Genomic DNA, 24,932 nt, shown 5'->3' on the forward strand with positions numbered 1-24,932 from the left:
ACTATTTTTAGAAAGGGGGAAACACGATGCGCAAAACGATTATCTTACTTTTTATGTTCATGTCTATATTCACAGGATGGCACCACGTAACAGCTGAATCTTCAGCAGATCAAGAAAAAATGCTTATTCAAAAGAGATTAGAGCTGTATAACCAAATGGAAGCCGCTACTACAATTCCTTGGTATTACTTTGCTGGGATTGACCAGTATGAACGAAATATTCGACGCTCTCATAAAGATATTCCAAGAGAAAAAGGTGCGATCGCCATTTATTATCCTCCAGAAAAATGGTCAGGTTCTTTAAATCCAAATTTGGAAGATACAAACCCACTTACTATTTCTCTTCTCGGGGGAATGGGTAAAGATGGGAACGGAGACAAAAAAGCAGACCAATTTAATGATGAAGATATGCTTTTTACCATGGCAGATTATATTCGGACGTTCGGGGTGTCCGAAGACTATATTAAAATTGCGCTTTGGAACTATTATCACCGGGCTAAAGCGGTTGATATTATTTTAGGGAATGCTAAAATTTTTCGCCATTACGGTCGCATTGATTTAAAAGGTTCTTCATTTCCTGTCCCTCTCCGTGCGAACTACAGTTATCGCAGTACATGGGGAGATGCGCGCGGCTGGGGTGGAAAACGAATCCATGAAGGAACAGACATTTTTGCAGATTATGGAGTTCCAGTAAAATCCCCTTGCTATGGCATTATTGAGCTTAAAGGATGGAATAAATATGGAGGCTGGCGAATCGGTATTCGTGACCTTCATAATAACTATCACTATTTAGCTCATTTAAGCGGATTTGCAAAAAATTTAAAAGTAGGACAAATTGTAGAACCAGGAACACTTATTGGCGGAGTAGGAAGTTCAGGTTATGGACCTCCTGGAACTTCTGGGAAATTCCCTCCTCACTTGCATTACGGAATGTATAAAGATAACGGCAAAAATGAGTGGTCGTTTGACCCATATCCTCAGTTAAGAACGTGGGAAAGAAATGATCGTTTAGAACTAAAGAAAAAATAAAAAAACAGGAAGCTAATGCTTCCTGTTTTTTTATCCTGATGGTTTACTTTCTTTTGCTTTTTTCACAGCATGAGCAATACTCGCGGCCAAGCCGCCCCATATGATGACCATCCCTACAACCATCATTGTAATTGAACTTCCATCCATTATTTAGAAACCCCCTTCTCTTTAACTGACAAACGAGTCGCCCCATCTTTCCATCGTGCAAAAGAAAAAGCAATTCCTAAAATAACAGCCAGAGCTGCCACGCCCCAACCAAAAGGACCTACAAAAGTCGTTGCATACTGCTCGTAATTTTCTGAAATATTTTTTCGGAAGTTATCAAACATCATATACCCAAGTACAAGCGGTGTAACTACTCCTAAACATATCTTCCACCATGAACCGATTCGAATATCAGAAACTTCGTTTGCATGCTGCTGAAGGCTGCTCAGCTTTTTAAATACCCAAGCAACTAATACAACTTCTACTAAGCCTGCTAAAGCAACTCCGAAGTTATTAATGAAATAATCGACCACATCTAAGAAATAAAGTCCGCCCTGTGTTGCAAATAATAGGGAGCAAATTGAAGCGATTCCTCCGCCTATTAATACGGATTTTGTACGTGAGATAGTAAATTTATCTTGAATACCTGCTACAAATGTTTCAATAATTGAAATAAGCGACGTTAACCCTGCTAATGTTAAGGAAGCAAAGAATAACATGCTAAACAGCTGTTTAAAGGCTGGAAATTCATTAATAATTTGCGGGAAAACAACAAAGGCTAGTCCTACGCCTCCCTGAACCACCTTATCGATTGGGATACCTTGCTGAGTAGCCATAAAACCAAGTGCGCTAAACACACCGATTCCTGCTAGTAATTCAAAAGCGGAATTACCGAATCCAGTAATAAACGCATTATTAGTTAAATCAGATTTTTTTGGAAGGTAACTGGAATAAGTGATCATAATAGCAAAACCAACAGATAAACTAAAGAAAATTTGACCATATGCTGCAATCCAAACCTTTCCATCTCCAATTGCGCTCCAGTTTGGTTTAAAAAAAGCGTGCAGACCTTCCATCGCTCCGTCCAATGTTACTGCTCGAATGACAATGATTAAAAATAGAACAATTAGTGTTGGTAAAAAGATTTTATTTGCCGCTTCAATTCCTTTTTTGATTCCTTTTAATAACACACCTAACGTCACAATCCATACAAGTACAAGCGGAATTAAAACATGTAATACGATGCTTCCTGTTTGTCCTGGTGCTTCGGCTAACTTTAAGTAATCTCCATATAAAAACGCTTCCGTATCCTTTCCCCAGCTTAACTTAAATGAAAAGATAAAATACGACATCGCCCATGCGATAATAACGGAATAGTAAACTGAAATAAAAAAGGAAATAGCTACTTGCCACCAGCCTAGCCACTCAGCCTTTGGACTTAGTCTCGCTAATGATAAAGGAGAAGAACCTTTATATTTATGACCTATAGCAAACTCCATGATTAAAATAGGAATCCCTGCCGTCAACAAAGCAAATAAATAGGGAAGAAAAAATGCTCCTCCTCCGTTTTCATATGCAGTAGCTGGAAACCTCCATATATTCCCTAGTCCAATTGCTGAACCTGCTGCTGCTAAAATAAACCCTGCTCTTGATCCCCACTGCGGCCTATTTTCCACCGTAATTCCCCCTCTTGTTCTCTCCCTACTCTCTTTTTATCGCAGATCAACGAGAATTTTTATAATTTTTAGATTATTCTTTCTATAACTTCCTATCTCAAATTATAGAAGGGAGAAGATAGTATGTCAAAATATTTTTTATAGAAAATTCAGACAAATTAACCAATGAATAAAAGCAGGTATGAAAGTCTTTTTGAACTTCCGTACCTGCTTTTTCAATAATACTTTATCACGTTAATATAATATTGTTAATTTTTCTTCGGAAGTTCAATCGCCGGAGAAGACGAGTTTCCACCGTTAAAATAGTCAGGAACATTTCCAGGAATAACGGTGCCTCCGACTGGGATTGTAGCCGTAACGGTTGTTTTTTTAGTTGCAAATGGGATAATGATTTGCATGTTTACTTTCACTTTGATAGATACTTCAAGAAACGCATTATTTATTCCATACTCCTCGATTTTTCGCACTACGTCTGTTTGAACGTCACCAATAGCATGAAATTTAACCGGAATCAGCGGACCCAGATTTCCAAGCAGCGCATTATTAGTCGCTTGCCCAAGCGGAACTTGGTAGACAATTCCTTGATTCCGCAACTTTTCATTTTTTTCAATACGAATATCTGTTGGAAGTTCAAGTGCATCTAAATTCCCTTTCTCTGCTTCTTTTAAGTTAGCCTGGACAAATGACGTAGTTTGAGCTCTAACTCGGTTCACAAGCGCTGTGTCAATTTTGGCTACTTGACCGTTAGGTGTAGATTCCACTTTAATGACATCTACGTCGAGCTGATCGAGTACCTGTTTATTCACCGCTTTATTAATAACTAAAGTTGCAATCTCTTTTGTTTGTGCTTCAGCATATTTCATCAACGTTGGTTCAATCCCTCTATTAATTAGCCATAATCCTACCCCTGTGGAAAGCATAAAAAAAAGAAAGGTGAGCAACAGAACGTAACGAAAAGGAAGCGGGCCTTTTCTTGTTAATTTCCGACGAAGTTTAACCAAAAAAAATCCCTCCTTACAAGCTATATGTATGCATGTATAAGGAGGTTCACGCTTCTTTTAAAAAGTTTTATCTTAAATTCTCGACTATATTAAAGCATTTTCAATAAAGCATCTTTGCCAATTGTGCCTTTAAAAATCCCTCTTTTTTCAGCTTCAAGCGTTACAGATTCAAGCGGCGCTTCAAGAAGCTGCTCAATTGTACGTACACCTACAGCTCTTCCAGCTATTATTTGACGATCAGCTAATTTATCATTTAATAGACCTACGTCTAGTGCTCCGCACATAATGTAGCCTTTATCTGATGAAATGGTTAACAAAGTTGTTTTTGGCAGCAATACGGTAACTGCATTAAACGTATGACCTTCAATTACGATAGGCGCTAAGGTAATCATAGTAGCTCACTCCTTTCTTAATCAATTTATGATTTTGAAAGAAAAAAGTGAGGTTTTACATATACTTTTCTACCTATTTAACGTTTAGAGTAATCCTTATACATTTTATAGACCTCGGTGCTAAAATTCGTTAAAAAAATCTAGTTGCTTAGGAGCTAAATTCTCATATTCAATATTTAATAAGCTCATGAGCTGTTTGGCATTATGTACAGCATCTCCGCCGGAGTTATTATTAAATAACAGGTAAATGTCCTTCGTTTGTTTTTGCAGCTTTTCAAGACGTTCTTTCCACTCTAGAAGCTCTTTTTCATTGTAACGATACAAAAACCTTACCGCTCGCCAATTGCCTTCTGCGGGCTTATTCCAACCGTGTACGTTTCGTCCATGAAAACGTATAAGTGTTTTCTGTTTATCTGTAGCATGAATCACAATGGGAATAGATCCTTCTCCTGCCTGCGGTTCATCACAAATACCATGAATCCACTTCTCTTGTTCCATAAACGTTAACGTTTTATCATAGAAAAATGGTTTAAACCAAGATTGATTTCGAAACTCCAGTGCTACTGGCAAATCTCCAAACTTCTCACGGCTATACCTCAAATAGGCTACGTTTTCTTTTGTACAGTCAAACCAAGGCGGCATTTGAAATAAAATCATACCAAGCTTATTTGAACTTACGTACGGCTTCACTGATTCTAAAAATGCATGAAACATTTCTTCTTTGCTATCAAACGGATTTCCTTCTCTCATATGCCCCGTCATGCCTTGATAGGCTTTTACCACAAAACGAAAAGATTCCGGCGTATCATTCATCCACTTTTCTACATTTGACTTAGGTTGAATGGCGTAAAAAGATGAATCGACTTCAACAATTGGAAAATGGCCTGCGTATACGGCAAGCTTGTCTCTTGATGAAACACCCGCTTCATATAATGAATCATGATCTCCCCAGCCTGTAACTCCAATATAAATCATGCCATTCCTCCTCTATTTTCTTAGATTGCTTTTCTTTATTTTAATACAAACGATACAAAAAAACTCGTTTGCTTAAACAGCAAACGAGTTTTTATCTATTATTAACCGATTGAACCTTCCATTTCAAATTTGATTAGACGGTTCATCTCTACTGCATATTCCATTGGAAGCTCTTTTGTAAATGGTTCAATAAAGCCCATTACAATCATTTCTGTCGCTTCTTCTTCAGAAATACCGCGGCTCATTAGATAGAATAATTGTTCTTCAGATACTTTTGATACTTTCGCTTCGTGTTCAAGTGAGATGTTGTCATTTAAAATCTCATTGTACGGAATTGTATCAGAAGTTGATTGGTTATCCATAATTAGCGTATCACACTCAATGTTCGCACGTGCACCTTCTGCTTTACGGCCAAAGTGTACGATACCGCGGTATGTTACTTTACCGCCTTGTTTTGAAATTGATTTTGATACGATCGTTGAAGATGTGTTTGGTGCTAAGTGAATCATTTTTGCACCAGCATCTTGGTGCTGTCCTTTACCAGCGAGGGCAATAGATAATGTCATACCGCGTGCGCCTTCGCCTTTTAAGATAACAGCTGGATATTTCATTGTTAACTTAGAACCGATGTTTCCATCAATCCATTCCATTGTTGCGTTTGCTTCACAAACTGCACGTTTTGTTACAAGGTTGTATACGTTGTTCGCCCAGTTTTGAATTGTTGTATAGCGGCAATACGCGTCTTTTTTGATGATGATTTCTACAACGGCACTGTGAAGAGAGTTTGTTGTATAAACAGGTGCTGTACAGCCCTCTACATAGTGGACGTGTGAGCCTTCATCAGCAATAATTAACGTACGCTCAAACTGTCCCATATTTTCAGAGTTAATACGGAAATAAGCTTGTAATGGTGTATCTACTTTTACGCCTTTTGGTACGTAAATGAATGATCCACCAGACCAAACCGCTGAGTTAAGAGCAGAGAATTTGTTATCCGTTGGCGGGATAACTTTTCCAAAATGCTCGCGGAAAATATCTTCGTTTTCTTTTAGCGCCGTATCTGTATCTTTAAATACGATACCTTGCGCTTCAAGATCTTCTTTCATATTGTGATAAACAACTTCAGATTCGTACTGAGCTGATACACCCGCAAGATATTTTTGCTCTGCTTCAGGAATACCAAGTTTATCAAACGTTTGTTTAATTTCTTCAGGAACTTCATCCCAAGAGCGTTCAGACTTCTCAGATGGTTTTACGTAGTACGTAATTTCATCAAAGTCTAAGCTTGCCATGTCTCCGCCCCACTGTGGCATTGGCATGTTGTAGAAGTGCTCTAGAGATTTCAAACGGAAGTCAAGCATCCATTGTGGTTCCTCTTTCATACGAGAAATTTCTTCTACGATTTCTTTTGTTAAACCGCGTTTAGAGCGGAAAATTGATACGTCTTTATCGGAAAATCCATATTTATAATCGCCGATTTCTGGCATTTTTTTAGCCATCTTTTATTACCCCCTACTTGATAGGATTGGGAATGAATGAAGGTCTTATTTTTGTTCGTTAAGACCTTTTTCCATCGCTTTCCACGCTAGTGTTGCACATTTAATACGCGCAGGAAATTTTGCTACACCTTGAAGTGCTTCAATATCTCCTAAATCTATACTATCATCATACTCTTTACCTTGCATCATGTCAGAGAAGATATGGGCCATTTTAAACGCTTTGTCTACTTCTTGACCTTTAATTGCTTGTGTCATCATTGAAGCTGATGACATTGAAATTGAACATCCTTCACCTTCGAACTTTGCATCCACCACTTTGCCGTCCTCTACTTTTAAAGAAAGTTCAATGCGGTCTCCGCACGTCGGGTTATTCATATGAATGTTCACAGTATCTTCATTCAATGTTCCACGATTACGCGGGTTTTTATAATGGTCCATAATTACTTGACGATAGAGAGTATCTAAATTATTAAAAGCCATTTGTAAAATACTCCTTCGTTTTTATTAATGATGACACCAATTTATCTACTTCTTCTTCCGTGTTATACAGATAGAAGCTTGCACGTGCAGTAGACGATACGTTTAAATATTTCATCAGCGGCTGCGCACAGTGATGACCTGCACGAATCGCAATTCCATCAGCGTCTACTACTGTTGCAACGTCGTGCGGATGCACATCTTCAATATTAAACGTCACAACACCCGCTCGCTCTTTCGGTCCGTAAATCGTAATTCCATCTACTTGCGATAAGCGATCCAGTGCATATTGTGCTAGCTTGTGCTCATGTGCTTGAATGTTATCTAAACCAACTTCTTCTAAGAAATCAATCGCTGCACCTAAACCAATTGCACCTGCAATGATTGGCGTACCTCCTTCAAATTTCCAAGGAAGCTCTTTCCACGTTGATTCGTATAAGTTTACGAAGTCAATCATTTCGCCGCCAAACTCGATTGGTTCCATTTTTTCAAGAAGCTCTTTCTTTCCATAAAGAGCGCCGATTCCAGTCGGTCCGCCCATTTTATGTCCAGAGAAAGCAAAGAAATCACAGTCTAAATCTTGTACATCCACCTTCATGTGAGGCGTACTTTGCGCACCATCCACAACCATTACTGCACCGTTAGCGTGTGCAATTTCTGCAATTTCTTTTACTGGGTTAATTGTACCCAATACGTTAGATACTTGCATAATCGATACAATTTTTGTGTTAGATGTAATCGTGCTTTTTACCTCTTCTAGTGAAAGTGCATGATCTTCTGTTAATGAAATATATTTTAACGTTGCACCTGTTTCCTTGGCAACTTGCTGCCAAGGAATGATGTTACTGTGATGTTCCATATAAGTAATCACAATTTCATCACCAGGTTTAAGATTCGCACGGCCATAGCTTGCAGCTACTGTATTAAGAGCTGTCGTTGTACCGCGCGTAAAGATAATCTCTTCCGTTGATTTTGCATTAATAAACTTACGAACCTTTTCACGAGCGCCTTCGTATCCGTCTGTTGCTCTTGTACCAAGCGTGTGAACACCTCGGTGTACGTTTGAGTTATATTCTTTGTAATACTTCTCAATTGCTTCAATTACAGCAAGCGGCTTTTGTGAAGTTGCTGCACTGTCTAAATAAACGAGTGGGCTGCCATTTACCTCTTGGTCTAAAATAGGAAATTGTTTACGAATATCAGAGATATTCATTATCGAACTTTCCTTTCAATTAAATCCGTTAATTGTTTTTTAACCGTTTCGATTGGCAACTCGTTTACCACTGGTGCTAAGAACCCGTGAATAACTAGACGTTCTGCTTCTGTTTGCGGAATACCGCGGCTCATTAAGTAGTAAAGCTGAATTGGATCTACGCGCCCAACAGATGCAGCGTGTCCTGCTGTTACATCATCTTCATCAATTAGAAGAATTGGGTTTGCGTCTCCACGTGCTTTTTCACTTAACATTAACACACGGGATTCTTGCTCAGCGTTTGATTTAGATGCACCGTGTTCAATTTTACCGATACCGTTAAAGATTGAAGACGCGCTTTCTTTCATAACGCCGTGTTTTAAAATGTAGCCTTCAGAATGTTTTCCGAAGTGTACGATACTTGTTGTTAAGTTTTGAGACTGCTCTCCACGTCCAACTGTTACCGTTTTTGTATCTCCATATGAACCGTCGCCCATTAGATACGTTGTATTTTCTGAAACTGTATTTCCTTCACTCATTAAGCCTAAAGCCCACTCAATGCGACCATCTTTGCCCGCTACGCCGCGGCGGTTCACATAAGTAGTTGTACCTTTAGCTAAGTAGTCAACAGCTCCAAACGTTACTTTTGCATTGCTGTTAGCGAATACTTCCGTCACGATATTGACAACACCGCGTGACTCTTCAGCAGTAGCAATGTAGTTTTCTACATATGTTACTGAGCTGTTGTCTTCAGCTACAACAATAACATGGTTGAATAAAGCTGCTTCTTCATCTTCACGGACAAATACAGCTTGAAGAGGCTCTTGTACTTCTACATTTTTAGGAACGTATACAAATACACCCCCGTTTAATAACGCTGCGTTTAATGCAGTTAAACGGTGCTCATCTACTTTAACTCCGTCTTTCATGAAGTACTTCTCAACAAGGTCGCTATGCTCTTTAGCAGCTGTTTGAATATCTGTAAAGATAACGCCTTGAGATTTTAGCTCTTCTGTTAACGTTGAGTATGCAGCTGTTTGGTCACGCTGAACATATAGATTTTTAACCGCTTCTGTATCAATCAGTGCTTTAACCACTTCTGGAAGCTCGTCTACAGATGAGATTGTGCTTGCCTGTGAAGTGTGCTTGTCAAAAGCAGTAAAGTTCCATTTCGAAATGTTTGTTTTATCTGGCTTTGGAAGTGCAAGATCTTCTGCTTTCGCAAGAGCTTGTAAGCGAAGATCTAGCAGCCAACTTGGTTCATTAGCTTCTTTTGAAAAGCTGCTGATGTACTCTTGATCAAATGGTAATTTCGTATCAATAGTCATAGAGATCCTCCTAACTCTTAAGCTTCTTGCTCTACAGTTTCGTCTTCAATACCTAATTCTTGTTTGATCCAGTCATAACCTTCTGCTTCTAGACGCTGCGCTAATTCTGGTCCGCCTGATTTTACAACACGACCTTGCATCATAACGTGAACTTTATCTGGTGTAATGTAGTTTAATAAACGTTGGTAGTGAGTGATCATTAAGCAACCAAACTCGCTGCCGCGCAGTTCATTAATACCTTTTGATACAACTTTTAACGCATCGATATCTAAACCAGAGTCGATTTCATCTAAAATTGCAATTCCTGGTTGAAGCATCATTAATTGAAGAATTTCGTTACGCTTCTTCTCACCGCCAGAGAAACCTTCGTTTAGGTAACGCTGAGCCATGTCTTGATCCATTTCTAAGAAATCCATGTTTTTGTCTAATTGACGGATGAATTTCATTAGTGAAATTTCTTCGCCTTCTTCACGACGAGCATTAATTGCTGAACGTAGGAAGTCTGCGTTTGTTACCCCGCTGATTTCACTTGGATATTGCATCGCTAGGAATAGACCTGCACGAGCGCGCTCATCTACTTCCATCTCAAGTACATCTTCGCCGTCTAGCGTGATGCTTCCTTGTGTAACCTCGTATTTAGGATGTCCCATGATTGCTGAAGATAATGTTGATTTACCAGTACCGTTTGGTCCCATGATTGCATGGATTTCGCCGCCCTTAACTTCTAAATTAACACCTTTTAAAATTTCTTTACCTTCAATTGCAACATGAAGATCTTTAATTGTTAAAGTTGACCCTGCCATATTAAAACCTCCAGTTATAGACGTATATAGTAAAAAACGATATACCTATATCTTTTTAATTATTCTCATTTTATTCTCATTACAATCTTATAACAAATGAAAACTTATAGCAACCTTTTGACCCAAAAGGTTTTAAACCATTATGTACGTTTTTTAAGACTAAATCCACTCATAAAAAAGTTGCCTTAAAAGACTCGATAGAGCCTTCTAAGACAAGCTTTTTACCCACTTTATTTACTTAGTGCGTGTGGCTAGTCAGTTCTGAAACACACTCTTGGACAAGCGTAACGGACTGACTCATCGCTGCGCCTCCGCCAAATGCCGCTGATACTCCGCATGCTTCTAAAATTTCTTGCTCAGTTGCACCTTGATCAATGCAGCCTTTTGTATGATAAATCATACAGTACTCGTCTTGAGCTACTACGCTGATTCCTAGCGCGATTAACTGCTTTTCTTTTTTAGAAAGAGAACCTTCTCCAAAACATGCTTCAGTAAACGCATTAAACGTTTTTGTTACTTCCGGCAATTTTTCGCTAAATTTCCCAACACCCATTTTATAATCATGAAGTGCTTGCTCAGTTGAATGACGTGCTTCTTGCTGCATAACGTCAGCTCCCATCATCAGTAAAGTTTTCACGGTTAGTATGCGTGAGAAAAATAAGAGTTATTCGTTTTGATGCATACAAAAAAGCACTTGCCCAGAGTGGGCAAGCGCTTTTCTTCTATTATTTATTTACCGGCAATACTCCGCCTTTGTATTTTTCTTTAATGTAGTCTTGAATTTCTTTAGAGTGAAGAACTTTTACTAAAGCTTTCACTGTATCTTTATTTTCGTCACCTTTGTGAACCGTAATGATGTTTGCATATGGGTTGTTTTCTTTGCTTTCCACTGCGATTGGATCTTTTACTGGATCTAAACCAGCATCGATAGCATAGTTAGCATTGATAACAACAGCGTCACCTTCATTGTTTTTGTACATTTGAGGTAACAATCCGCCTTCAACATCGGCTTTAAATTTTAAATTCTTAGGGTTTTCTACAATATCTTTAATTTGTGCGTCTGTTTTCTTTACGCCTGGTTTTAATTTGATCACGCCAGCTTTTTCAAAAATCGATAAAATACGTCCTTGCTCTGCTACTGCATCACGCATAATAACTGTGCCGTTTTTCGGAAGATCTTTTAAGCTTTTGTATTTTTTAGAGTAGATACCAATTGGTTCAATGTGAATGGCACCGGCACTTACGAAATCATACCCTTTTTCACCTTTATGATCTTTTAGCACTGAATTCATATAAGGAACGTGCTGGAAGTAGTTGGCATCAATTTCATTGTTTGCAAGAGCTGTGTTCGGTAAGATGTAATCTTGGAATTTTTTAATCTCTAAATCAATTCCTTGTTTTTCCAAAATAGGTTTTGCTTGTTCTAAAATTTCAGCATGAGGCGTATTAGATGCACCCACGACAATTTTCTTTTCATCTTTTGATCCATTGTTAGATCCACACGCCGCTAATCCTACTACTAGCGCAGATGTTAATGCTAAAGCTGAAAGCCATTTTTTCATAATAAATAATCCTCCCTTTATCTTTTATCAATTTTTGCAGTAATCGCATCTCCAATAAGTTGGATAATAAATACAATAATCAAAATTAAGATCGTAGCGGCTAGCGTTACGTCATTATGACTGCGCTGGAATCCTTCTAAATATGCAAGGTTTCCAAGACCTCCAGCTCCAATCACACCCGCCATTGCCGTATAGCCGACTAACGCAATGGTTGTTACTGTCAAACCGGAAATCAAAGCTGGCAGCGATTCAGGTAACAGCACTTTAAAGATAATAGTGCTTGTTGTGGCTCCCATTGATTTAGCAGCTTCAATAACACCTTTATCAATTTCACGCAGACCAATTTCTACAAGACGCGCATAAAATGGTGCTGCTCCAACAATTAAAGCCGGTAACGCTGCATTAGCGCCTAAAATACTTCCTACCAATGCTTTGGTAAATGGAATCAGTAAAACAATTAAAATAATGAATGGAATGGAACGAAAGATATTTACAACCGCCGACACAATGGCATATAAAGGTTTGTTTTGCCAAAGCTGTCCTTTGGACGTTAAAAATAAAAGCAAGCCCAATAAAATACCTAGAACAAATGTGGCTACAACTGAAATAGCCGTCATATATAGTGTTTCATTTGTCGCTTGAATAAAATCATCTAAAATAACGTTTGGAAATAGTTTCTCAAGCATTTGTCATTACCTCCACTTCTACCTGCTGCTCATGAATGTATGCAATGACTTTTTCAACTTCTGTTAATTCTCCGTCTAAATGAACGAACAACGTCCCGTATGAACCTGTTTGTGTATGAGAAATCTTTCCTTGCAAAATATTAATCGTTACATCAAACTGTTTTAAAATCGTTGTAATGAGCGGTTGCTCTGCTTTTCCGCCAACAAACGTCAGCTGAATAATTTGCCCGCTTGGATACAGCTCTTTTACTTGTTCAATCGTTTCAAACGTTTCCTCTGGTTCAGAAATCTGTTGAACGAATCGTTTTGTAATCGGCTGCTTAGGTTTTCTGAATACTTCTAGCACTTGTCCTTCTTCTACTACTGCCCCATTTTCCATAACGGCTACTCGATGACAAATTTTACGAATGACGTGCATTTCATGAGTAATTAATACAATGGTTAACCCTAGCTTCTCATTAATATCTACTAACAAATCTAAAATAGAATCTGTCGTTTGAGGATCAAGCGCTGATGTTGCTTCATCACAAAGCAATACTTTTGGATTGTTCGCTAGCGCTCGAGCAATCCCAACACGCTGCTTTTGTCCGCCGCTAAGCTGTGATGGATAAGCATCTTCACGCCCTTCAAGCCCGACTAGCTTAATAAGTTCGTCTACTCGTTTCATTCTTTTTTCTTTTGAAATCCCTGCTATTTCTAACGGAAAGGCAATATTTTCTCGTACCGTACGCGACCACAAGATATTAAAGTGCTGAAATACCATACTAATTTCTTGTCTAGCTTTTCTGAGTTTTCCGCCTTTAATTTTTCCAATATCATTACCTGCTACTTCGACCGTTCCTGTCGTTGGTGTTTCTAATCCGTTTAGCAAGCGAATCAAAGAACTTTTCCCCGCTCCGCTATAACCAATAATTCCGTAAATTTCACCTTGGTTAACGGTTAGATTCACATTATCAACAGCTGTTACTTGACCGCTTTTGGCCTGATAAATTTTTGTAACGTCTGTTAATGTAATCATATTTCTTCACCTTCTTTAATAAAAACTTAATTATGTTAGGTTGCCCTATAGGATGAAAAAGCCGTAAAACAATTTTCCCCATTAAAAAAGCCTCTCTGCGCATGACAGAAAGGCTCGATATTTAATCCTTTCTCTCATCTTTCAAAGCGCATAGCTTTGCAGGAATTGGCACCATTTCAGTTAGTCTGACGGTTGCCGGGTTTCACAGGGCTCAGTCCCTCCACCTCTCTTGATAAGAGTTCGCAACAATTATTTTGTTTTTGGGAAATATTCATTCATTTATGAACATTCATGAGTGTGATTTTAGCATGTGTCAGATAGGCTGTCAACAGATTTTGTTCTTGGGATAATATCCCAAGATTTCAACAGCCCCAACGGTTCGCTCTCTTTCCACTTCTTCATTTTAAACAAACGTTTGATTATCGAAGCTCCTCGAGTACGTGCTCGATGGAATGAAACGCGTAGAGTTTTTTTACCATTTCACCATTTTCCACTTCAATCAAACAAGGTACGCTTTCAATAGAAAATAATTCTGCTTTTGAAGGCATATAATTTAAATTGCTCATTCCGATGGTTACATCCGGCAGCATCGCTTCTGCCACGGTTAACATTTTTTTTGCCAGCTGACATGTCCCGCAAAAAGGCGTATGGAAAAAGATAAAGGCTCTTTCTCCTTCTTTTAACTGATCATCCAGCTGTTTTTCGCTCCATTCTTGCATGTTGCTCATTCCTTTTATGTTAAAAATTCTGCATTAACATCGATATTGGCACTCAGCAATACTGTTGCTATGTGATGTCTAGGGGCGGCAGCAACTTCTCGGTACATTTTATCAATATATAGATGCTCTGCTTCCGGAAGCTCTCGTTTAAATTGTTTTCTCAGCTTATTCCCTGAATCATCAGAGTCAACGAGTATGTATACCTCTTTGTTAAACGTACAGTCAATAATTTCATCCAGCTTTGATAAACTAATCGTACCGTTTGTACAAATAATTTCAATTGGTTCTCGAATGATATCTTGAATACGCTTTTTATCTGACTTTCCTTCGACAATAATTACTTTTTCAATTTCAATTAGCCCCATTTTCATCACCCATAATCGTCAGTTGTATAGTAACATCATTTCTTTATGCTATACAATATTCGTTAATGTATCACAGTTCACCTGTTTTTTAAAAGAAATTTGCAAGAAAGAACTCTTTTAAAAGGCAGTTTAGGCCATATTATCTCTATAAAACAAGAAAAACAGCGGCAGTTGCCACTGTTTAGCACCATCCTGCTTCTTCATCGCAGTCTGTATATTTTTGCGTTTCACCTTGTTTTTGTACGTCCGCGTATTGATAGAACTTATTATTTTCTTGCGAATATCCTTCTTCAAAGCGGTATTCATTGCCGCTTGTTCCGTAGCTAACTTCACCAATTGGCTGCTTATCAACGTATAATTTCATACCGCCGTCATGAAATTTAGCTGTAACGCGATCTGTAACGTCCATTTTTTGTTTTTCAAACATAAAAAGACACTCCTTTAGCTTGTTTACTAATAGAGTGTCCAGTCAAAAACTTTTCATAAAGACAATTTATGGAGGAATATTATCCTTCGTTTGTCATTTCTTCGTATTGCTCTGCTGTCATCAGCTTGTCTACTTGAGAAGCATCAGATGGTTTGATTGTAATCATCCATGCTTCTTCGTATGGAGATTCATTAACAAGTTCAGGACTATCGCCTAAGTTGTCGTTTACTGCTACAACTTCACCGCTAATTGGTGCGTAAAGCTCAGAAACTGTTTTTACTGATTCAACGCTACCAAACGGTTCGTCAGCTTCTACTGTTGCTCCTACTTCTGGCAGTTCAACGAATACGATGTCTCCAAGCTCAGCTTGAGCGAAATGTGTAATACCTACGCGGACAACGTCTCCTTCTGTTTTTACCCATTCATGCTCTTCAGAATAACGCAAATCTTTTGGTGTACTCATCTTAATCCCTCCAAAATATGTATCGTAATTTGTTTATATAAAAAGCGCCTTCAACGTGGAGAACACTTTCTACAACCTAAAATAACTTCCTATTAACAGTGTAACGTAAAAGGTAAAAATTTTCTATTTGAAAACTTACTTCCACACGTCCTCAAACTGCTCTTCTTTGAAACCAAGCGTTACTTTTTGTCCATCTGTTAGCAGCGGACGCTTAATTAACATGCCATCTGACGCAAGAATAGACAGAAGTTCGTCTTCACTCGCACTGCTTACTTTATCTTTAAGACCTAACTCGCGATATTTTTTACCGCTTGTATTAAAGAATTTTTTTAATTCTAGGCCGCTGTTCTGATAGTAAGCTTGCAGCTGCTCTTTTGTTGGCGGATTTTCTACAATATGAATTTCTTCATATGCTACTCCGTTATCATCGAGCCACTTCTTTGCTTTTCGGCACGTACCGCACTTTGGATATGAATAAAAAAATAATGACATTTCGTCAACCACCCTTTATTTTAAGCTTTTTTCGTATTTTAACACATCCTTTATCATTTACCTAGATAGAGGCTTCTTAAACAAAAAGGAGCTCGCAAAACGAGCTCCTTTTTCCTTAAACTGTGAACTTCTCTACTTCTAGAAGCGTTTTTGCAACCTCGCGCTTTACGCTAATTACATTGATTGGTGTATAGCGAGTTAATTTGCGAAGAGACGAAAGCATGACTCTAAGCGTATCACCTTGTTCAACGCCAATTAACGTTTCTTTTGCATCTGCTTCGATTCGATTAAATGCTTCTTGGCAGAATACTTGCGTGTATTTTAATTTTAAGCTGTTTTGATCTACTCCTGTTTTGGAAATGGCTTTTTCAGTACGTAAAACAGTAGATTCCATTGCATATACGTTACTAATCATATCAGAAATATTAACGAGAATTTCTTGTTCTTTTTCTAATTCTTTGCCATACTTTTGTGCAGCTAATCCCAAAAGCAAGAGCGCAATTTTCTTCCCGTTTTGCACAAGCATTTTTTCTTGATCTAAGGGCTCATTTCCTACTTCCTGCGGCATAAGCATCATCAATTCTTCTTGAAGCGTTTGTGCTTTTTGAAGCAGTGGAAGCTCTCCTTTTAACGCTTTGCGTAAATATGTGCCTGGTACTAAAAGACGGTTAATCTCATTTGTTCCCTCAAAAATACGATTAATGCGAGAATCGCGATACAGACGCTCAATTTCATACTCGCTCATAAAACCGTAGCCTCCATGAAGCTGCACGCCTTCATCTACAATGTAGTCAAGAGCTTCCGTGGCAAACACTTTATTTAATGAACATTCGATAGCATATTCAGCAATAGAAGCAGCAATTTGTTTTCCGTCTTTTTGCTGTTCTTCTGAAAGCTGGCCCATATGGTCTTCAAAAAGTCCTACCGTACGATATACGGAGCTTTCAGTTGCATACAATTTAGAAGCCATTGTGGCTAACTTTTCTTGTGTTAATGAGAATTTAGCAATTGGCGTTTTAAACTGCTGACGCTGGTTAACGTATTGAGACGTAATTTCTAACGCACGTTTCCCTGCTCCAACTGCTCCAACTCCAAGCTTATAGCGCCCAATATTTAAAATGTTAAAGGCAATCACATGGCCTTTTCCAATTTCACCTAGCACGTTTTCTTTTGGAACAAGCGCATCTTCAAGAATCAACGTTCTGGTTGATGAGCTTTTGATTCCCATTTTCTTCTCTTCCGGGCCAACCGAAACGCCTGGAAATTCGCGCTCAACGATAAAAGCAGAAAATTTATCGCCGTCAATTTTTGCGTACACCACGAATACATCAGCAAATCCAGCATTCGTAATCCACTGCTTTTCTCCATTTAACACATAGTGTGTACCTTCTGCGTTAAGGCGAGCTGTTGTTCGAGCACCGAGAGCATCCGAACCAGAACCCGGTTCAGTCAGCGCATAAGCCGCTATTTTTTCCCCTACCGCTAAAGCAGGTAAATATGCTTGTTTTTGCTCTTCTGTTCCAAATAAGACGATTGGCAATGACCCAATTCCTACATGAGCACCATGAGTGATGGAAAATCCGCCTGCTCGAGACATTTTTTCAGCAATTAAAGCCGAGGTAATCTTATCTAAACCAAGCCCACCGTATTCTTCCGGTACATCTGCACCAAGCAAGCCTAATTCACCAGCTTGTTTTAATAGCTTTACAGAACGGTCAAATTCATGCTTTTCTAAATATTCCACTTGCGGAAGGACTTCATTTTCTACAAATTCATCTGTCGTCTTGGCAATCATCTTTTGTTCAGATGTATAATCCTCCGGCGTGTAGACGCGGCTTGCATCGCCTTCTTCAATTAAAAAACTTCCACCTTTAATCATTTGTTTTGTTTTATTTGACATGTTCATATCCCCCTTTGAAATGATTATGCTAACAATTCAAATACACCAGCAGCTCCCATTCCTCCACCAATACACATGGTGACAATTCCAAACTGCTCATTTCGACGCTGCATTTCGTGCATTAAGCTAAGAGTCAGCTTAGCTCCAGTACAGCCTAATGGATGACCTAAGGCAATAGCGCCTCCGTTTACATTTACTTTATCTTCATTAATATTTAATTCACGAATAACGCCAAGTGCTTGAGAAGCAAATGCTTCATTTAATTCAAACAATCCGATATCAGAAAGCTCCAGCCCTGCTAGTTTAAGAGCTTTAGGGATGGCAGCTACCGGGCCAATCCCCATTACTTCAGGCGGAACTCCTCCAACTGCAAATGAGCGAAACTTAAGCAAAGGCTTTAAGCCTTCTGCTTCAGCTTGTTCTTTATCCATTAGAAAAACGGATGCAGCTCCGTCACTTGTCTGCGAAGAGTTTCCAGCTGTGACGGATCCTTTAATCGAAAAGGCTGGACGAAGTTTACCTAATACGTCCGCAGTTGTGCCAGGACGAACTCCTTCATCTTGAGAGAACATCAGCTTTTGTTCACGTAGCTTATTGTTTTCATCGATTTTCCGAAGCGTCACTTCCACGGGAACAATTTCGTCGTTAAACTTCCCTTCTTGAAGTGCTTTTGCTGCTTTTTGATGGCTGCGTACGGCAAATGCATCCTGGTCTTCACGTGAAATGCCGTATTTCATCGCCACTTGTTCTGCTGTATGTCCCATGCCCATATAATACTCCGGCGCATTTTCAACCAGCTGAACATTCGGACGCGCTACGTTTCCAAACATCGGAACAAAACTCATTGATTCTGCTCCTCCAGCTAACACTGCTTTGGCTTGCCCTAGCATAATTCGTTCTGCACCGTAGGCAATACTTTGCAAACCTGATGAACAATAACGATTAATCGTTATTGCTGGCACCGTATAAGGCAAACCTGCAAGAGCGCCAATATTTCGAGCCATATTCAAACCTTGTTCTGCCTCAGGCATCGCACAACCAATAATTAAATCATCAATCGGCCCTTCGTATCCGCCTGCTCGGCGAAGAGTTTCTTTAACCGCAATAGCTCCCAAATCATCAGGTCTAACACTTGCCAATGAACCTTTTTTTGCTTTTCCGACCGGTGTCCTAGCACCTGCTACAATAACTGCTTCTCTCATTTTTTCTCCCCCTTAATTGCGCAGTGGCTTTCCTTTAACTAACATGTGCTGCATACGTTCTTGAGACTTCGCTTCTCCAACAAGGCTTAAAAATGCTTCTCTCTCTAAATCAAGCAAATACTCTTCATCCACTTCGGAACCAAACGCTACGCGTCCTCCAGCTAATACAAATGCTAACTTACTAGCAATTTTGTAATCATGTTCTGATATATATCCTGAATATTTCATGGATTGAGCTCCTAGCAGTAACGTTGCATATCCTGTTTCTCCAACGACAGGAACTTTAGTTTTTACAGGCGGTTTATAGCCCGTGTCGTGTAAAGCAAGGACTGAGTTCTTTGCATCATTCAGCAAGTGATCTCCGTTTACACTGATAGCATCATGGCGGTTTAAAAAGTTTAGCTGCCTAGCTTCTGCAGCAGAAGTAGATACTTTTGCAGTAGCAATTGTTTCAAATGTTTTATTGGCAATTTGCTGAAGATCGAGCGTTACACCGTTCGGTAAACCATTTAGCTGTTTGATATAAAGCTCCTTGTTACCTCCTCCGCCAGGAATTAACCCGACTCCTACTTCTACAAGGCCCATGTAAGTTTCAGCAGAAGCTTGGATTTTAGCTGACGGTAAGCAAATTTCTGCTCCGCCTCCAAGAGTCATCGCAAATGGAGCTGCAACAACCGGCTTTTCGTTATATTTCACCTTCATCATTGCCTGTTGAAATTGTTTAATGACAAGCTCAACTTCAAAATAATTGTCATCTTGTGCTTCCATCAAAATCATAGCTAAGTTAGCGCCAACGCAGAAATTTTTTCCTTGGTTTCCTATGACCAGCCCCTTATAATTCTTGTTCACTTCTTCAAGAGACTGATTCAATAAGCTGATAATATCTAGCCCAATCGCATTGTTAGGAGAAGTAAACTGCAGGCATGCCACATCATCTCCTAAATCAATTAAGCTCGCTCCGCTGTTTTCTAAAATGACATTATTTTGAGAGCGTAAAGATGACAGGTGGATCACCTTTTTATTTTCTTTTACTGCTTTATACTCATCCTCTTCGTAGTAAAGCGTTTGACCTTCCATTTCTTTATAAAAGCTTGTAAATCCATTTTCCTGCATTTGTTTTACCCACTGCGGGATGGCTAAGCCAGACTGCTCCATCTTCTCAATTGATTTTTCTAAACCAATTGCATCCCACGTCTCAAAAGGACCCATTTTCCAGCCAAATCCCCACTTCATAGCTTGATCAATGGCGACGATATCGTCGGCGATTTCATTTTTCAACTGTGCTGCATACACAAGAACGGGGCTGATAATGTTCCAAAGAAGCTGTCCAGCACGATCATCAGAATATATAAGCGCTTTCATTTTGTTTTGCAGCCCTTTTGCCTGCTTACTTAATTCGGTAGAAGCTGTTTTTAACTTCTTTCTTTCGACGTATTGAAGTGTATTAGGATCAAGTTCTAAAATTTCCTTGCCTTTCTTTAAAAAGAAGCCTTGCCCCGACTTGCTTCCCAGCCAGCCATTTTCCTGCATTTGTTTCATAAATAAAGGCACGTCGAATACCTCTTTTTCTTTGCCTTCCACTTTGTCAAACACATTGTTGGCCACATGAATAAATGTGTCTAGTCCCACTACGTCTAACGTTCGAAACGTTGCGCTTTTTGGTCTTCCAATTAAGGGACCCGTCACAGAGTCAACTTCTCCCACGCTGTAATTACCTTTTAACATTTCTTGAACGGTCACAAGTAAACCGTACGTACCGATACGGTTGGCGATAAAGTTAGGCGTATCTTTTGCAATAACTACTCCTTTACCCAATACATCTTCACCAAACGTTTTCATATATTCAACAATTTCTGATTTTGTGTCATGAGTTGGAATAATTTCTAATAACTTTAAATAACGAGGTGGATTAAAAAAGTGCGTTCCTAAGAAATGCGCTTTAAAATCTTCTGAGCGTCCTTTAGCCATTTCGTGGATCGATATTCCTGAAGTATTTGAACTTACAATACTTCCTTTTTTTCGTACGCCGTCAATTTTTTCAAACAACTGCTGTTTAATATCAAGACGTTCCACTACTACTTCAATGATCCAATCGCAGTCGCTTAACTGCTGTAAATGATCTTCAAGGTTTCCCGGCGTAATTAACGATAGTGACGACTTCGACGTTAAAGGTGCCGGTTTTTGCTTCGTTAATTTAGCTAAAGCAGTTGTGCTCAACCGATTTCTGACTTGCCTATCTTCAAGCGTTAGCTGTTTTTTTTCCTCGTCTGGTGTTAATGAAGCTGGAACCACATCTAGCAAAAGCGTTGGAATTCCTACATTCGCTAAATGAGCTGCAATTCCAGAGCCCATAACTCCTGAACCTAAAACGGCGGCTTTTTTTATGTTCATAATTATCCCCACATCCCCTTTGATATATTGAATGAATGGTCATTCATTTTATGTGTAAAAAAAGAGAGTCACTGTTAATCTCTGTTTTTACTATAAAGCATTTTTTAAATTTTCGCAATATATTCATAATATTATCTCTAACTATTTTTAATGTGTTTGGTTATCTTAATACACAGGAGGTGATTTTGTGAGTAAATTAAAGAAAGATCCATCTTCAGCAGGCGTAAGCGCAGCAAGCGTTAAAGGAAATGCTGGACCGGTTAATGAACCGCACGGACGCGGCAAAAAGACATCTCAAAACCAGCAGTACACAAAGCATAATACACAAGGACATTAACCTCAAAATCGAACATGAGTAATCGAATCATGTTCGATTTTTGACTATTTCTTATTCTGTCATCACGACCATTTCATGGTTATTTTTTTACGATTCCTTTTAAGACAAATGCGACATTTGCAGGTCTTTCTGCAAGGCGCCTCATAAAGTACCCATACCAGTCCGTTCCATAAGGAACGTACACTCTCATTTGATATTGTTCTGCTACGAGCTGAACCTGCCTTTCTGGTCGAATACCGTATAGCATCTGGAATTCAAACTGATTCATTGAAATTCCATGCTTTTTAACAAACTCTTTTGTATACTGAATGATTCGTTCATCATGAGTAGCAACTGCTGTGTAGTGACCGTTTAATAAATGAAGTCCAATTATGTTTTTGAAGTTTTCGTCTACGTCTTCTTTATCAGGAAAAGCCACGTCTGCCGCTTCTTTGTACGCTCCTTTTACTAACCTTAATTTAGGGGCATAAGCATCTAATTCGCGAACGTCACTTTCTGTTCGATATAAGTATGCCTGAAGTACCGTCCCTACGTGGTCATACTCACTTTTTAATTGTTTAAACAGCTTAATCGTCTTGCTGCATCGCTTATAATCTTCCATATCAATCGTCACGAACACGCTATATTTTTCCGCTTCATTTAGAATATGACGCATATGATGAAGCGCCAGATCTTCAGAAATATCAAGTCCCATAGACGTTAATTTCAAAGAAATTTCTGAATCTAACCTTTCTTTGTGTATAAGATGGATGGCCTTTATGCATTGAGCCACAGCATTATTGACTTCAGCTTCACTTTCCACAAACTCTCCGAGATAATCAATCGTTACTTTTAATCCCTGTTCATTTAGCTTTTTTATCACACTAACAGCTTCATCGATAGTTTCCCCTGCAACAAACCTTGCTGCCCCAAAACGTAAACCATAGCGCTTAGCCAGCTTTGTTAACTTTTTGCTTTTTGATAACAATAAAAAAAAGTTTCTTATCGTTTGTTCCAAAGCAACCCCCCGCCTTCACTTGTCATGCACCTCACAAATTTTATCTAATTATCATTAATTTTACCATTTTATCAACCAGATAGATAGGCACCCTTCATTAACATATGCACACTAGATCAAAAAGCTACCTGGAGCTTTTTTGATAAAAAAACATTCATCAGCTTCGTGATGAATGTTTTTATTCTGGTTTTCGCTGTGACGCTCGATGCGCTTCATTCAGCTCTTTTATTTCCTTCACAATTTCAATCATTTCCGCTTTTGCGTCTGGATATAATTGATTCCAATGCTTTGTTAAAGGCGGCATAGATTTTGAGATATGGTTGTAAAGTGCCCACATTTTCACTTTTTCCTGCAGCTGTTCATCACTTTCTCCAACCATTAGTTCCGTATACTTTTCAATCAAACCGTCGAATTGCTCTTGAAAGGTTTTACTCATGCGCAGTCACTCCTTTCTTTGGTTTACAAATAACCGGACACGTTCGACAATAAGTCTCTTTGGCTCCTGTTTGGTAGGACAAACAGCACGTTTTTCGTACTCTTATCTCCTGCTTTTGTTTCTCTATATATTGAGGAGGTGAACTGTACCGAGCAAGCGGATTGTTATGATATGAACCAAAGTGACGTCCCTCAGCTTCTTCTAACACGTATCGTAAATTCTTTTGCACTTTCACATTGTCTATTTCTTCGTTTGCTAAAAGCAAATCATAAAGCCAGTGAATATAAACAGCTACGTTTTCCCACAGCGTCAGCTTTGAGATTTTTGTCACTTTACGCAGTACTGACCACATCGGCTCAATTTGATGAGCAAACAATTCATCAAGAAGTTCATCAAGAAGAATTTCGCGATTATCCTCTGTTACTTCTGTCGTCTCAATTTCTGAGATAAACACTTTTGGAAGCCACATCGTTTCAACTTGTTCGGTATGCAAAGATACATTTTTAGTCGATGCATTTATCTTTTTTTGAAACACAATAAATGAATACAAAGCCGCAACCACAACAAAACTATACCGCTTTGCTAACATTGAAGCAGCTGCTCTCAAACTAGCGGCCTCCATCGTCTCTTGAATCCATAATAGCTGCACCTTCACCTTATTTTCATCCATGCAGCTGGCAGGAGAAAACCTGTACAGCGAGTTATCTTTAAACGTACAGCGGAATTTTTCTGCTAACTCGCTTTGCTCATTCCTACTGAGCATGCTGCGTTTCAACTCGCAGCTTATTCACAATACATCGTCCGCGCCCATGGGGAATACAAAGAGGCGTTCCAAATAACGGATCAACCGTCACTTCACAGTTCATATTAAAGACTCGCTGTACTAAATCGCAGTTAATGACTTCTTCTGGTCTTCCCTGTGCATAGATTTTTTTATCTTGAAGCGCCACAATATGATGAGCATAGCGGCAAGCTAAGTTTAAATCATGCAGCACCATTACGATGGTACGATTTTCTTTTTCATTCAGTTCAAACAACAAGTCCAAGATCTCAATTTGATGCGTCATATCTAAATATGTTGTCGGTTCATCAAGTAAAATAATATCTGTATCTTGCGCTAGTGTCATGGCAATCCATGCGCGCTGACGCTGTCCCCCAGAAAGCGAATCAACTTGACGATCTGCCAAGTCTGCTAAGCCTGTTGCTTCCAGTGCATTTTGCACTTTTTCTTCATCCTCTTGAGACCACTGGCGGAACCAGTTTTGATACGGATAGCGCCCTTGTTTAACAAGCTGCAGCACAGTCAGACCTTCAGGTGCAACAGGACCTTGAGGAAGGATTGCTAGCTGCTTTGCAATTTCCTTGGTAGGAAGAGAAGAAATCTTAGAACCTTCTAGTAAAATAGAGCCTGCATGTGGCTTCAATAACCTTGCCAGTGAACGCAGCAGCGTAGATTTTCCGCATCCATTACTGCCGATAAAAACCGTAATCTCACCCTTTGGGATGGTAACGTCAAGCTCATCTATAATCATCGCTTCTCCATATGATAATGTTAGCGACTTTGTTTCTAACGAATGCATG

The 24,932-nt window shown here is 39.1% G+C and carries 28 protein-coding genes and 1 riboswitch; of the genes, 2 read left to right on the forward strand and 26 right to left on the reverse strand.

The window, feature by feature from the left end; translation table 11 throughout:
- Positions 1 to 26: 26 nt before the first annotated feature.
- Entirely contained in the window at positions 27 to 1,028 is a 1,002-nt protein-coding gene (locus AC1VNJ_RS18765) for a M23 family metallopeptidase (protein ID WP_028412626.1), read from the forward strand.
- Between the two features lie 30 nt (positions 1,029 to 1,058).
- Here AC1VNJ_RS18765 and AC1VNJ_RS18770 read toward each other — a convergent pair whose 3' ends face one another.
- The 22 genes from AC1VNJ_RS18770 to AC1VNJ_RS18875 form a co-directional block, all read right to left on the reverse strand.
- Positions 1,059 to 1,175 (reverse strand): methionine/alanine import family NSS transporter small subunit, encoded by a 117-nt coding sequence (locus AC1VNJ_RS18770; RefSeq protein WP_141483520.1) that lies wholly within the window; start codon positions 1,173 to 1,175, stop codon positions 1,059 to 1,061.
- Entirely contained in the window at positions 1,175 to 2,689 is a 1,515-nt protein-coding gene (locus AC1VNJ_RS18775; protein ID WP_482641175.1) for a sodium-dependent transporter, read from the reverse strand. The genes AC1VNJ_RS18770 and AC1VNJ_RS18775 overlap by 1 nt, the downstream gene beginning before the upstream one ends.
- A gap of 248 nt (positions 2,690 to 2,937) precedes the next feature.
- The gene (yunB, locus tag AC1VNJ_RS18780) at positions 2,938 to 3,690 is read right to left on the reverse strand and encodes a sporulation protein YunB (RefSeq protein ID WP_034264201.1); all 753 of its coding nucleotides are present in this window, start codon (positions 3,688 to 3,690) and stop codon (positions 2,938 to 2,940) included.
- A gap of 89 nt (positions 3,691 to 3,779) precedes the next feature.
- The gene (locus tag AC1VNJ_RS18785) at positions 3,780 to 4,082 is read right to left on the reverse strand and encodes a YunC family protein (RefSeq protein ID WP_013059641.1); all 303 of its coding nucleotides are present in this window, start codon (positions 4,080 to 4,082) and stop codon (positions 3,780 to 3,782) included.
- Between the two features lie 120 nt (positions 4,083 to 4,202).
- Positions 4,203 to 5,057: a DUF72 domain-containing protein gene (locus AC1VNJ_RS18790; RefSeq protein WP_033580447.1), complete on the reverse strand. Its 855-nt coding sequence runs from the start codon at positions 5,055 to 5,057 to the stop codon at positions 4,203 to 4,205.
- Positions 5,058 to 5,158: 101 nt separating this feature from the next.
- On the reverse strand, positions 5,159 to 6,556 hold the full coding sequence (gene sufB, locus AC1VNJ_RS18795; RefSeq protein WP_013059643.1) for a Fe-S cluster assembly protein SufB: 1,398 nt from the start codon (positions 6,554 to 6,556) through the stop codon (positions 5,159 to 5,161).
- Between the two features lie 45 nt (positions 6,557 to 6,601).
- Positions 6,602 to 7,036 carry a Fe-S cluster assembly sulfur transfer protein SufU gene (gene sufU / locus AC1VNJ_RS18800; RefSeq protein ID WP_013085338.1) on the reverse strand — a complete coding sequence of 145 codons (435 nt, stop codon included), beginning with the start codon at positions 7,034 to 7,036 and terminating at the stop codon, positions 6,602 to 6,604.
- Positions 7,026 to 8,246 (reverse strand): cysteine desulfurase, encoded by a 1,221-nt coding sequence (locus AC1VNJ_RS18805; RefSeq protein ID WP_013059645.1) that lies wholly within the window; start codon positions 8,244 to 8,246, stop codon positions 7,026 to 7,028. The genes sufU and AC1VNJ_RS18805 overlap by 11 nt, the downstream gene beginning before the upstream one ends.
- A complete protein-coding gene (gene sufD / locus AC1VNJ_RS18810; RefSeq protein WP_328173989.1) occupies positions 8,246 to 9,553 on the reverse strand; it encodes a Fe-S cluster assembly protein SufD in 1,308 nt (435 codons plus the stop codon). The genes AC1VNJ_RS18805 and sufD overlap by 1 nt, the downstream gene beginning before the upstream one ends.
- Positions 9,554 to 9,570: 17 nt before the next feature.
- Positions 9,571 to 10,356 (reverse strand): Fe-S cluster assembly ATPase SufC, encoded by a 786-nt coding sequence (gene sufC, locus AC1VNJ_RS18815; protein ID WP_013059647.1) that lies wholly within the window; start codon positions 10,354 to 10,356, stop codon positions 9,571 to 9,573.
- Between the two features lie 238 nt (positions 10,357 to 10,594).
- Positions 10,595 to 10,960, reverse strand: coding sequence for a carboxymuconolactone decarboxylase family protein (locus tag AC1VNJ_RS18820; protein WP_016765828.1), 366 nt, complete (start codon positions 10,958 to 10,960; stop codon positions 10,595 to 10,597).
- A 121-nt stretch (positions 10,961 to 11,081) separates the two neighbouring features.
- Positions 11,082 to 11,918, reverse strand: coding sequence for a MetQ/NlpA family ABC transporter substrate-binding protein (locus AC1VNJ_RS18825; RefSeq protein ID WP_014457885.1), 837 nt, complete (start codon positions 11,916 to 11,918; stop codon positions 11,082 to 11,084).
- 17 nt (positions 11,919 to 11,935) lie between these two features.
- Positions 11,936 to 12,604, reverse strand: coding sequence for a methionine ABC transporter permease (locus tag AC1VNJ_RS18830; RefSeq protein ID WP_016765829.1), 669 nt, complete (start codon positions 12,602 to 12,604; stop codon positions 11,936 to 11,938).
- Positions 12,597 to 13,622 (reverse strand): methionine ABC transporter ATP-binding protein, encoded by a 1,026-nt coding sequence (locus AC1VNJ_RS18835; RefSeq protein ID WP_034264210.1) that lies wholly within the window; start codon positions 13,620 to 13,622, stop codon positions 12,597 to 12,599. Before AC1VNJ_RS18835 ends, AC1VNJ_RS18830 begins: the two co-directional genes overlap by 8 nt.
- 131 nt (positions 13,623 to 13,753) lie before the next feature.
- Positions 13,754 to 13,861: riboswitch (SAM riboswitch) on the reverse strand.
- Between the two features lie 180 nt (positions 13,862 to 14,041).
- Positions 14,042 to 14,341 (reverse strand): thioredoxin family protein, encoded by a 300-nt coding sequence (locus tag AC1VNJ_RS18840; protein WP_033580445.1) that lies wholly within the window; start codon positions 14,339 to 14,341, stop codon positions 14,042 to 14,044.
- Between the two features lie 14 nt (positions 14,342 to 14,355).
- Positions 14,356 to 14,706, reverse strand: coding sequence for a toprim domain-containing protein (locus AC1VNJ_RS18845; protein WP_025752660.1), 351 nt, complete (start codon positions 14,704 to 14,706; stop codon positions 14,356 to 14,358).
- A gap of 181 nt (positions 14,707 to 14,887) precedes the next feature.
- Positions 14,888 to 15,133, reverse strand: a complete 246-nt coding sequence (locus AC1VNJ_RS18850) for a YusG family protein (protein ID WP_014457881.1) — start codon at positions 15,131 to 15,133, stop codon at positions 14,888 to 14,890.
- Between the two features lie 79 nt (positions 15,134 to 15,212).
- Positions 15,213 to 15,596, reverse strand: a complete 384-nt coding sequence (gcvH, locus tag AC1VNJ_RS18855; protein WP_014457880.1) for a glycine cleavage system protein GcvH — start codon at positions 15,594 to 15,596, stop codon at positions 15,213 to 15,215.
- A gap of 135 nt (positions 15,597 to 15,731) precedes the next feature.
- Entirely contained in the window at positions 15,732 to 16,088 is a 357-nt protein-coding gene (locus AC1VNJ_RS18860) for an arsenate reductase family protein (RefSeq protein ID WP_028412087.1), read from the reverse strand.
- 115 nt (positions 16,089 to 16,203) lie between these two features.
- Complete coding sequence (locus AC1VNJ_RS18865) at positions 16,204 to 17,988, reverse strand: acyl-CoA dehydrogenase family protein (protein WP_033580444.1); 1,785 nt, start codon at positions 17,986 to 17,988, stop codon at positions 16,204 to 16,206.
- A gap of 23 nt (positions 17,989 to 18,011) precedes the next feature.
- The gene (locus AC1VNJ_RS18870) at positions 18,012 to 19,190 is read right to left on the reverse strand and encodes an acetyl-CoA C-acetyltransferase (RefSeq protein WP_014457877.1); all 1,179 of its coding nucleotides are present in this window, start codon (positions 19,188 to 19,190) and stop codon (positions 18,012 to 18,014) included.
- Positions 19,191 to 19,202: 12 nt separating this feature from the next.
- The gene (locus AC1VNJ_RS18875) at positions 19,203 to 21,584 is read right to left on the reverse strand and encodes a 3-hydroxyacyl-CoA dehydrogenase/enoyl-CoA hydratase family protein (RefSeq protein WP_176344946.1); all 2,382 of its coding nucleotides are present in this window, start codon (positions 21,582 to 21,584) and stop codon (positions 19,203 to 19,205) included.
- Positions 21,585 to 21,768: 184 nt separating this feature from the next.
- Between AC1VNJ_RS18875 and AC1VNJ_RS18880 the strand changes: the two genes are divergently transcribed.
- Positions 21,769 to 21,918, forward strand: a complete 150-nt coding sequence (locus tag AC1VNJ_RS18880) for a YuzL family protein (RefSeq protein ID WP_013059660.1) — start codon at positions 21,769 to 21,771, stop codon at positions 21,916 to 21,918.
- Positions 21,919 to 21,997: 79 nt separating this feature from the next.
- On the opposite strand, the gene AC1VNJ_RS18885 is transcribed toward AC1VNJ_RS18880, so the two are convergent.
- From AC1VNJ_RS18885 to AC1VNJ_RS18900, 4 genes are all read right to left on the reverse strand, one after another.
- The gene (locus tag AC1VNJ_RS18885; RefSeq protein WP_028412084.1) at positions 21,998 to 22,915 is read right to left on the reverse strand and encodes a proline dehydrogenase family protein; all 918 of its coding nucleotides are present in this window, start codon (positions 22,913 to 22,915) and stop codon (positions 21,998 to 22,000) included.
- A gap of 178 nt (positions 22,916 to 23,093) precedes the next feature.
- Complete coding sequence (locus tag AC1VNJ_RS18890; protein WP_028412083.1) at positions 23,094 to 23,351, reverse strand: YusU family protein; 258 nt, start codon at positions 23,349 to 23,351, stop codon at positions 23,094 to 23,096.
- Positions 23,344 to 24,114, reverse strand: coding sequence for an IucA/IucC family C-terminal-domain containing protein (locus AC1VNJ_RS18895; protein ID WP_482641176.1), 771 nt, complete (start codon positions 24,112 to 24,114; stop codon positions 23,344 to 23,346). The genes AC1VNJ_RS18890 and AC1VNJ_RS18895 overlap by 8 nt, the downstream gene beginning before the upstream one ends.
- Positions 24,104 to 24,931 (reverse strand): ABC transporter ATP-binding protein, encoded by an 828-nt coding sequence (locus AC1VNJ_RS18900; RefSeq protein ID WP_013059664.1) that lies wholly within the window; start codon positions 24,929 to 24,931, stop codon positions 24,104 to 24,106. The genes AC1VNJ_RS18895 and AC1VNJ_RS18900 overlap by 11 nt, the downstream gene beginning before the upstream one ends.
- Between the last annotated feature and the right edge of the window lies 1 nt (position 24,932).

It is taken from the genome of Priestia sp. 3CA3 (assembly GCF_056836725.1).

Coding starts and splice junctions, on each gene's coding strand:
- gcvH (WP_014457880.1), bottom strand. CDS start 15,596: ATGAGTACACCAAAAGATTTGCGTTATTCTGAAGAGCATGAATGGGTA.
- AC1VNJ_RS18820 (WP_016765828.1), bottom strand. CDS start 10,960: ATGCAGCAAGAAGCACGTCATTCAACTGAGCAAGCACTTCATGATTAT.
- sufD (WP_328173989.1), bottom strand. CDS start 9,553: ATGACTATTGATACGAAATTACCATTTGATCAAGAGTACATCAGCAGC.
- AC1VNJ_RS18765 (WP_028412626.1), top strand. CDS start 27: ATGCGCAAAACGATTATCTTACTTTTTATGTTCATGTCTATATTCACA.
- AC1VNJ_RS18835 (WP_034264210.1), bottom strand. CDS start 13,622: ATGATTACATTAACAGACGTTACAAAAATTTATCAGGCCAAAAGCGGT.
- AC1VNJ_RS18830 (WP_016765829.1), bottom strand. CDS start 12,604: ATGCTTGAGAAACTATTTCCAAACGTTATTTTAGATGATTTTATTCAA.
- AC1VNJ_RS18890 (WP_028412083.1), bottom strand. CDS start 23,351: ATGAGTAAAACCTTTCAAGAGCAATTCGACGGTTTGATTGAAAAGTAT.
- sufU (WP_013085338.1), bottom strand. CDS start 7,036: ATGGCTTTTAATAATTTAGATACTCTCTATCGTCAAGTAATTATGGAC.
- AC1VNJ_RS18870 (WP_014457877.1), bottom strand. CDS start 19,190: ATGAGAGAAGCAGTTATTGTAGCAGGTGCTAGGACACCGGTCGGAAAA.
- AC1VNJ_RS18840 (WP_033580445.1), bottom strand. CDS start 14,341: ATGCAAGAATGGAGCGAAAAACAGCTGGATGATCAGTTAAAAGAAGGA.
- AC1VNJ_RS18785 (WP_013059641.1), bottom strand. CDS start 4,082: ATGATTACCTTAGCGCCTATCGTAATTGAAGGTCATACGTTTAATGCA.
- AC1VNJ_RS18865 (WP_033580444.1), bottom strand. CDS start 17,988: ATGTCAAATAAAACAAAACAAATGATTAAAGGTGGAAGTTTTTTAATT.
- AC1VNJ_RS18805 (WP_013059645.1), bottom strand. CDS start 8,246: ATGAATATCTCTGATATTCGTAAACAATTTCCTATTTTAGACCAAGAG.
- AC1VNJ_RS18860 (WP_028412087.1), bottom strand. CDS start 16,088: ATGTCATTATTTTTTTATTCATATCCAAAGTGCGGTACGTGCCGAAAA.
- sufC (WP_013059647.1), bottom strand. CDS start 10,356: ATGGCAGGGTCAACTTTAACAATTAAAGATCTTCATGTTGCAATTGAA.
- sufB (WP_013059643.1), bottom strand. CDS start 6,556: ATGGCTAAAAAAATGCCAGAAATCGGCGATTATAAATATGGATTTTCC.
- AC1VNJ_RS18770 (WP_141483520.1), bottom strand. CDS start 1,175: ATGGATGGAAGTTCAATTACAATGATGGTTGTAGGGATGGTCATCATA.
- AC1VNJ_RS18850 (WP_014457881.1), bottom strand. CDS start 15,133: ATGTTTGAAAAACAAAAAATGGACGTTACAGATCGCGTTACAGCTAAA.
- AC1VNJ_RS18900 (WP_013059664.1), bottom strand. CDS start 24,931: ATGCATTCGTTAGAAACAAAGTCGCTAACATTATCATATGGAGAAGCG.
- AC1VNJ_RS18825 (WP_014457885.1), bottom strand. CDS start 11,918: ATGAAAAAATGGCTTTCAGCTTTAGCATTAACATCTGCGCTAGTAGTA.
- AC1VNJ_RS18845 (WP_025752660.1), bottom strand. CDS start 14,706: ATGGGGCTAATTGAAATTGAAAAAGTAATTATTGTCGAAGGAAAGTCA.
- AC1VNJ_RS18895 (WP_482641176.1), bottom strand. CDS start 24,114: ATGCTCAGTAGGAATGAGCAAAGCGAGTTAGCAGAAAAATTCCGCTGT.
- AC1VNJ_RS18790 (WP_033580447.1), bottom strand. CDS start 5,057: ATGATTTATATTGGAGTTACAGGCTGGGGAGATCATGATTCATTATAT.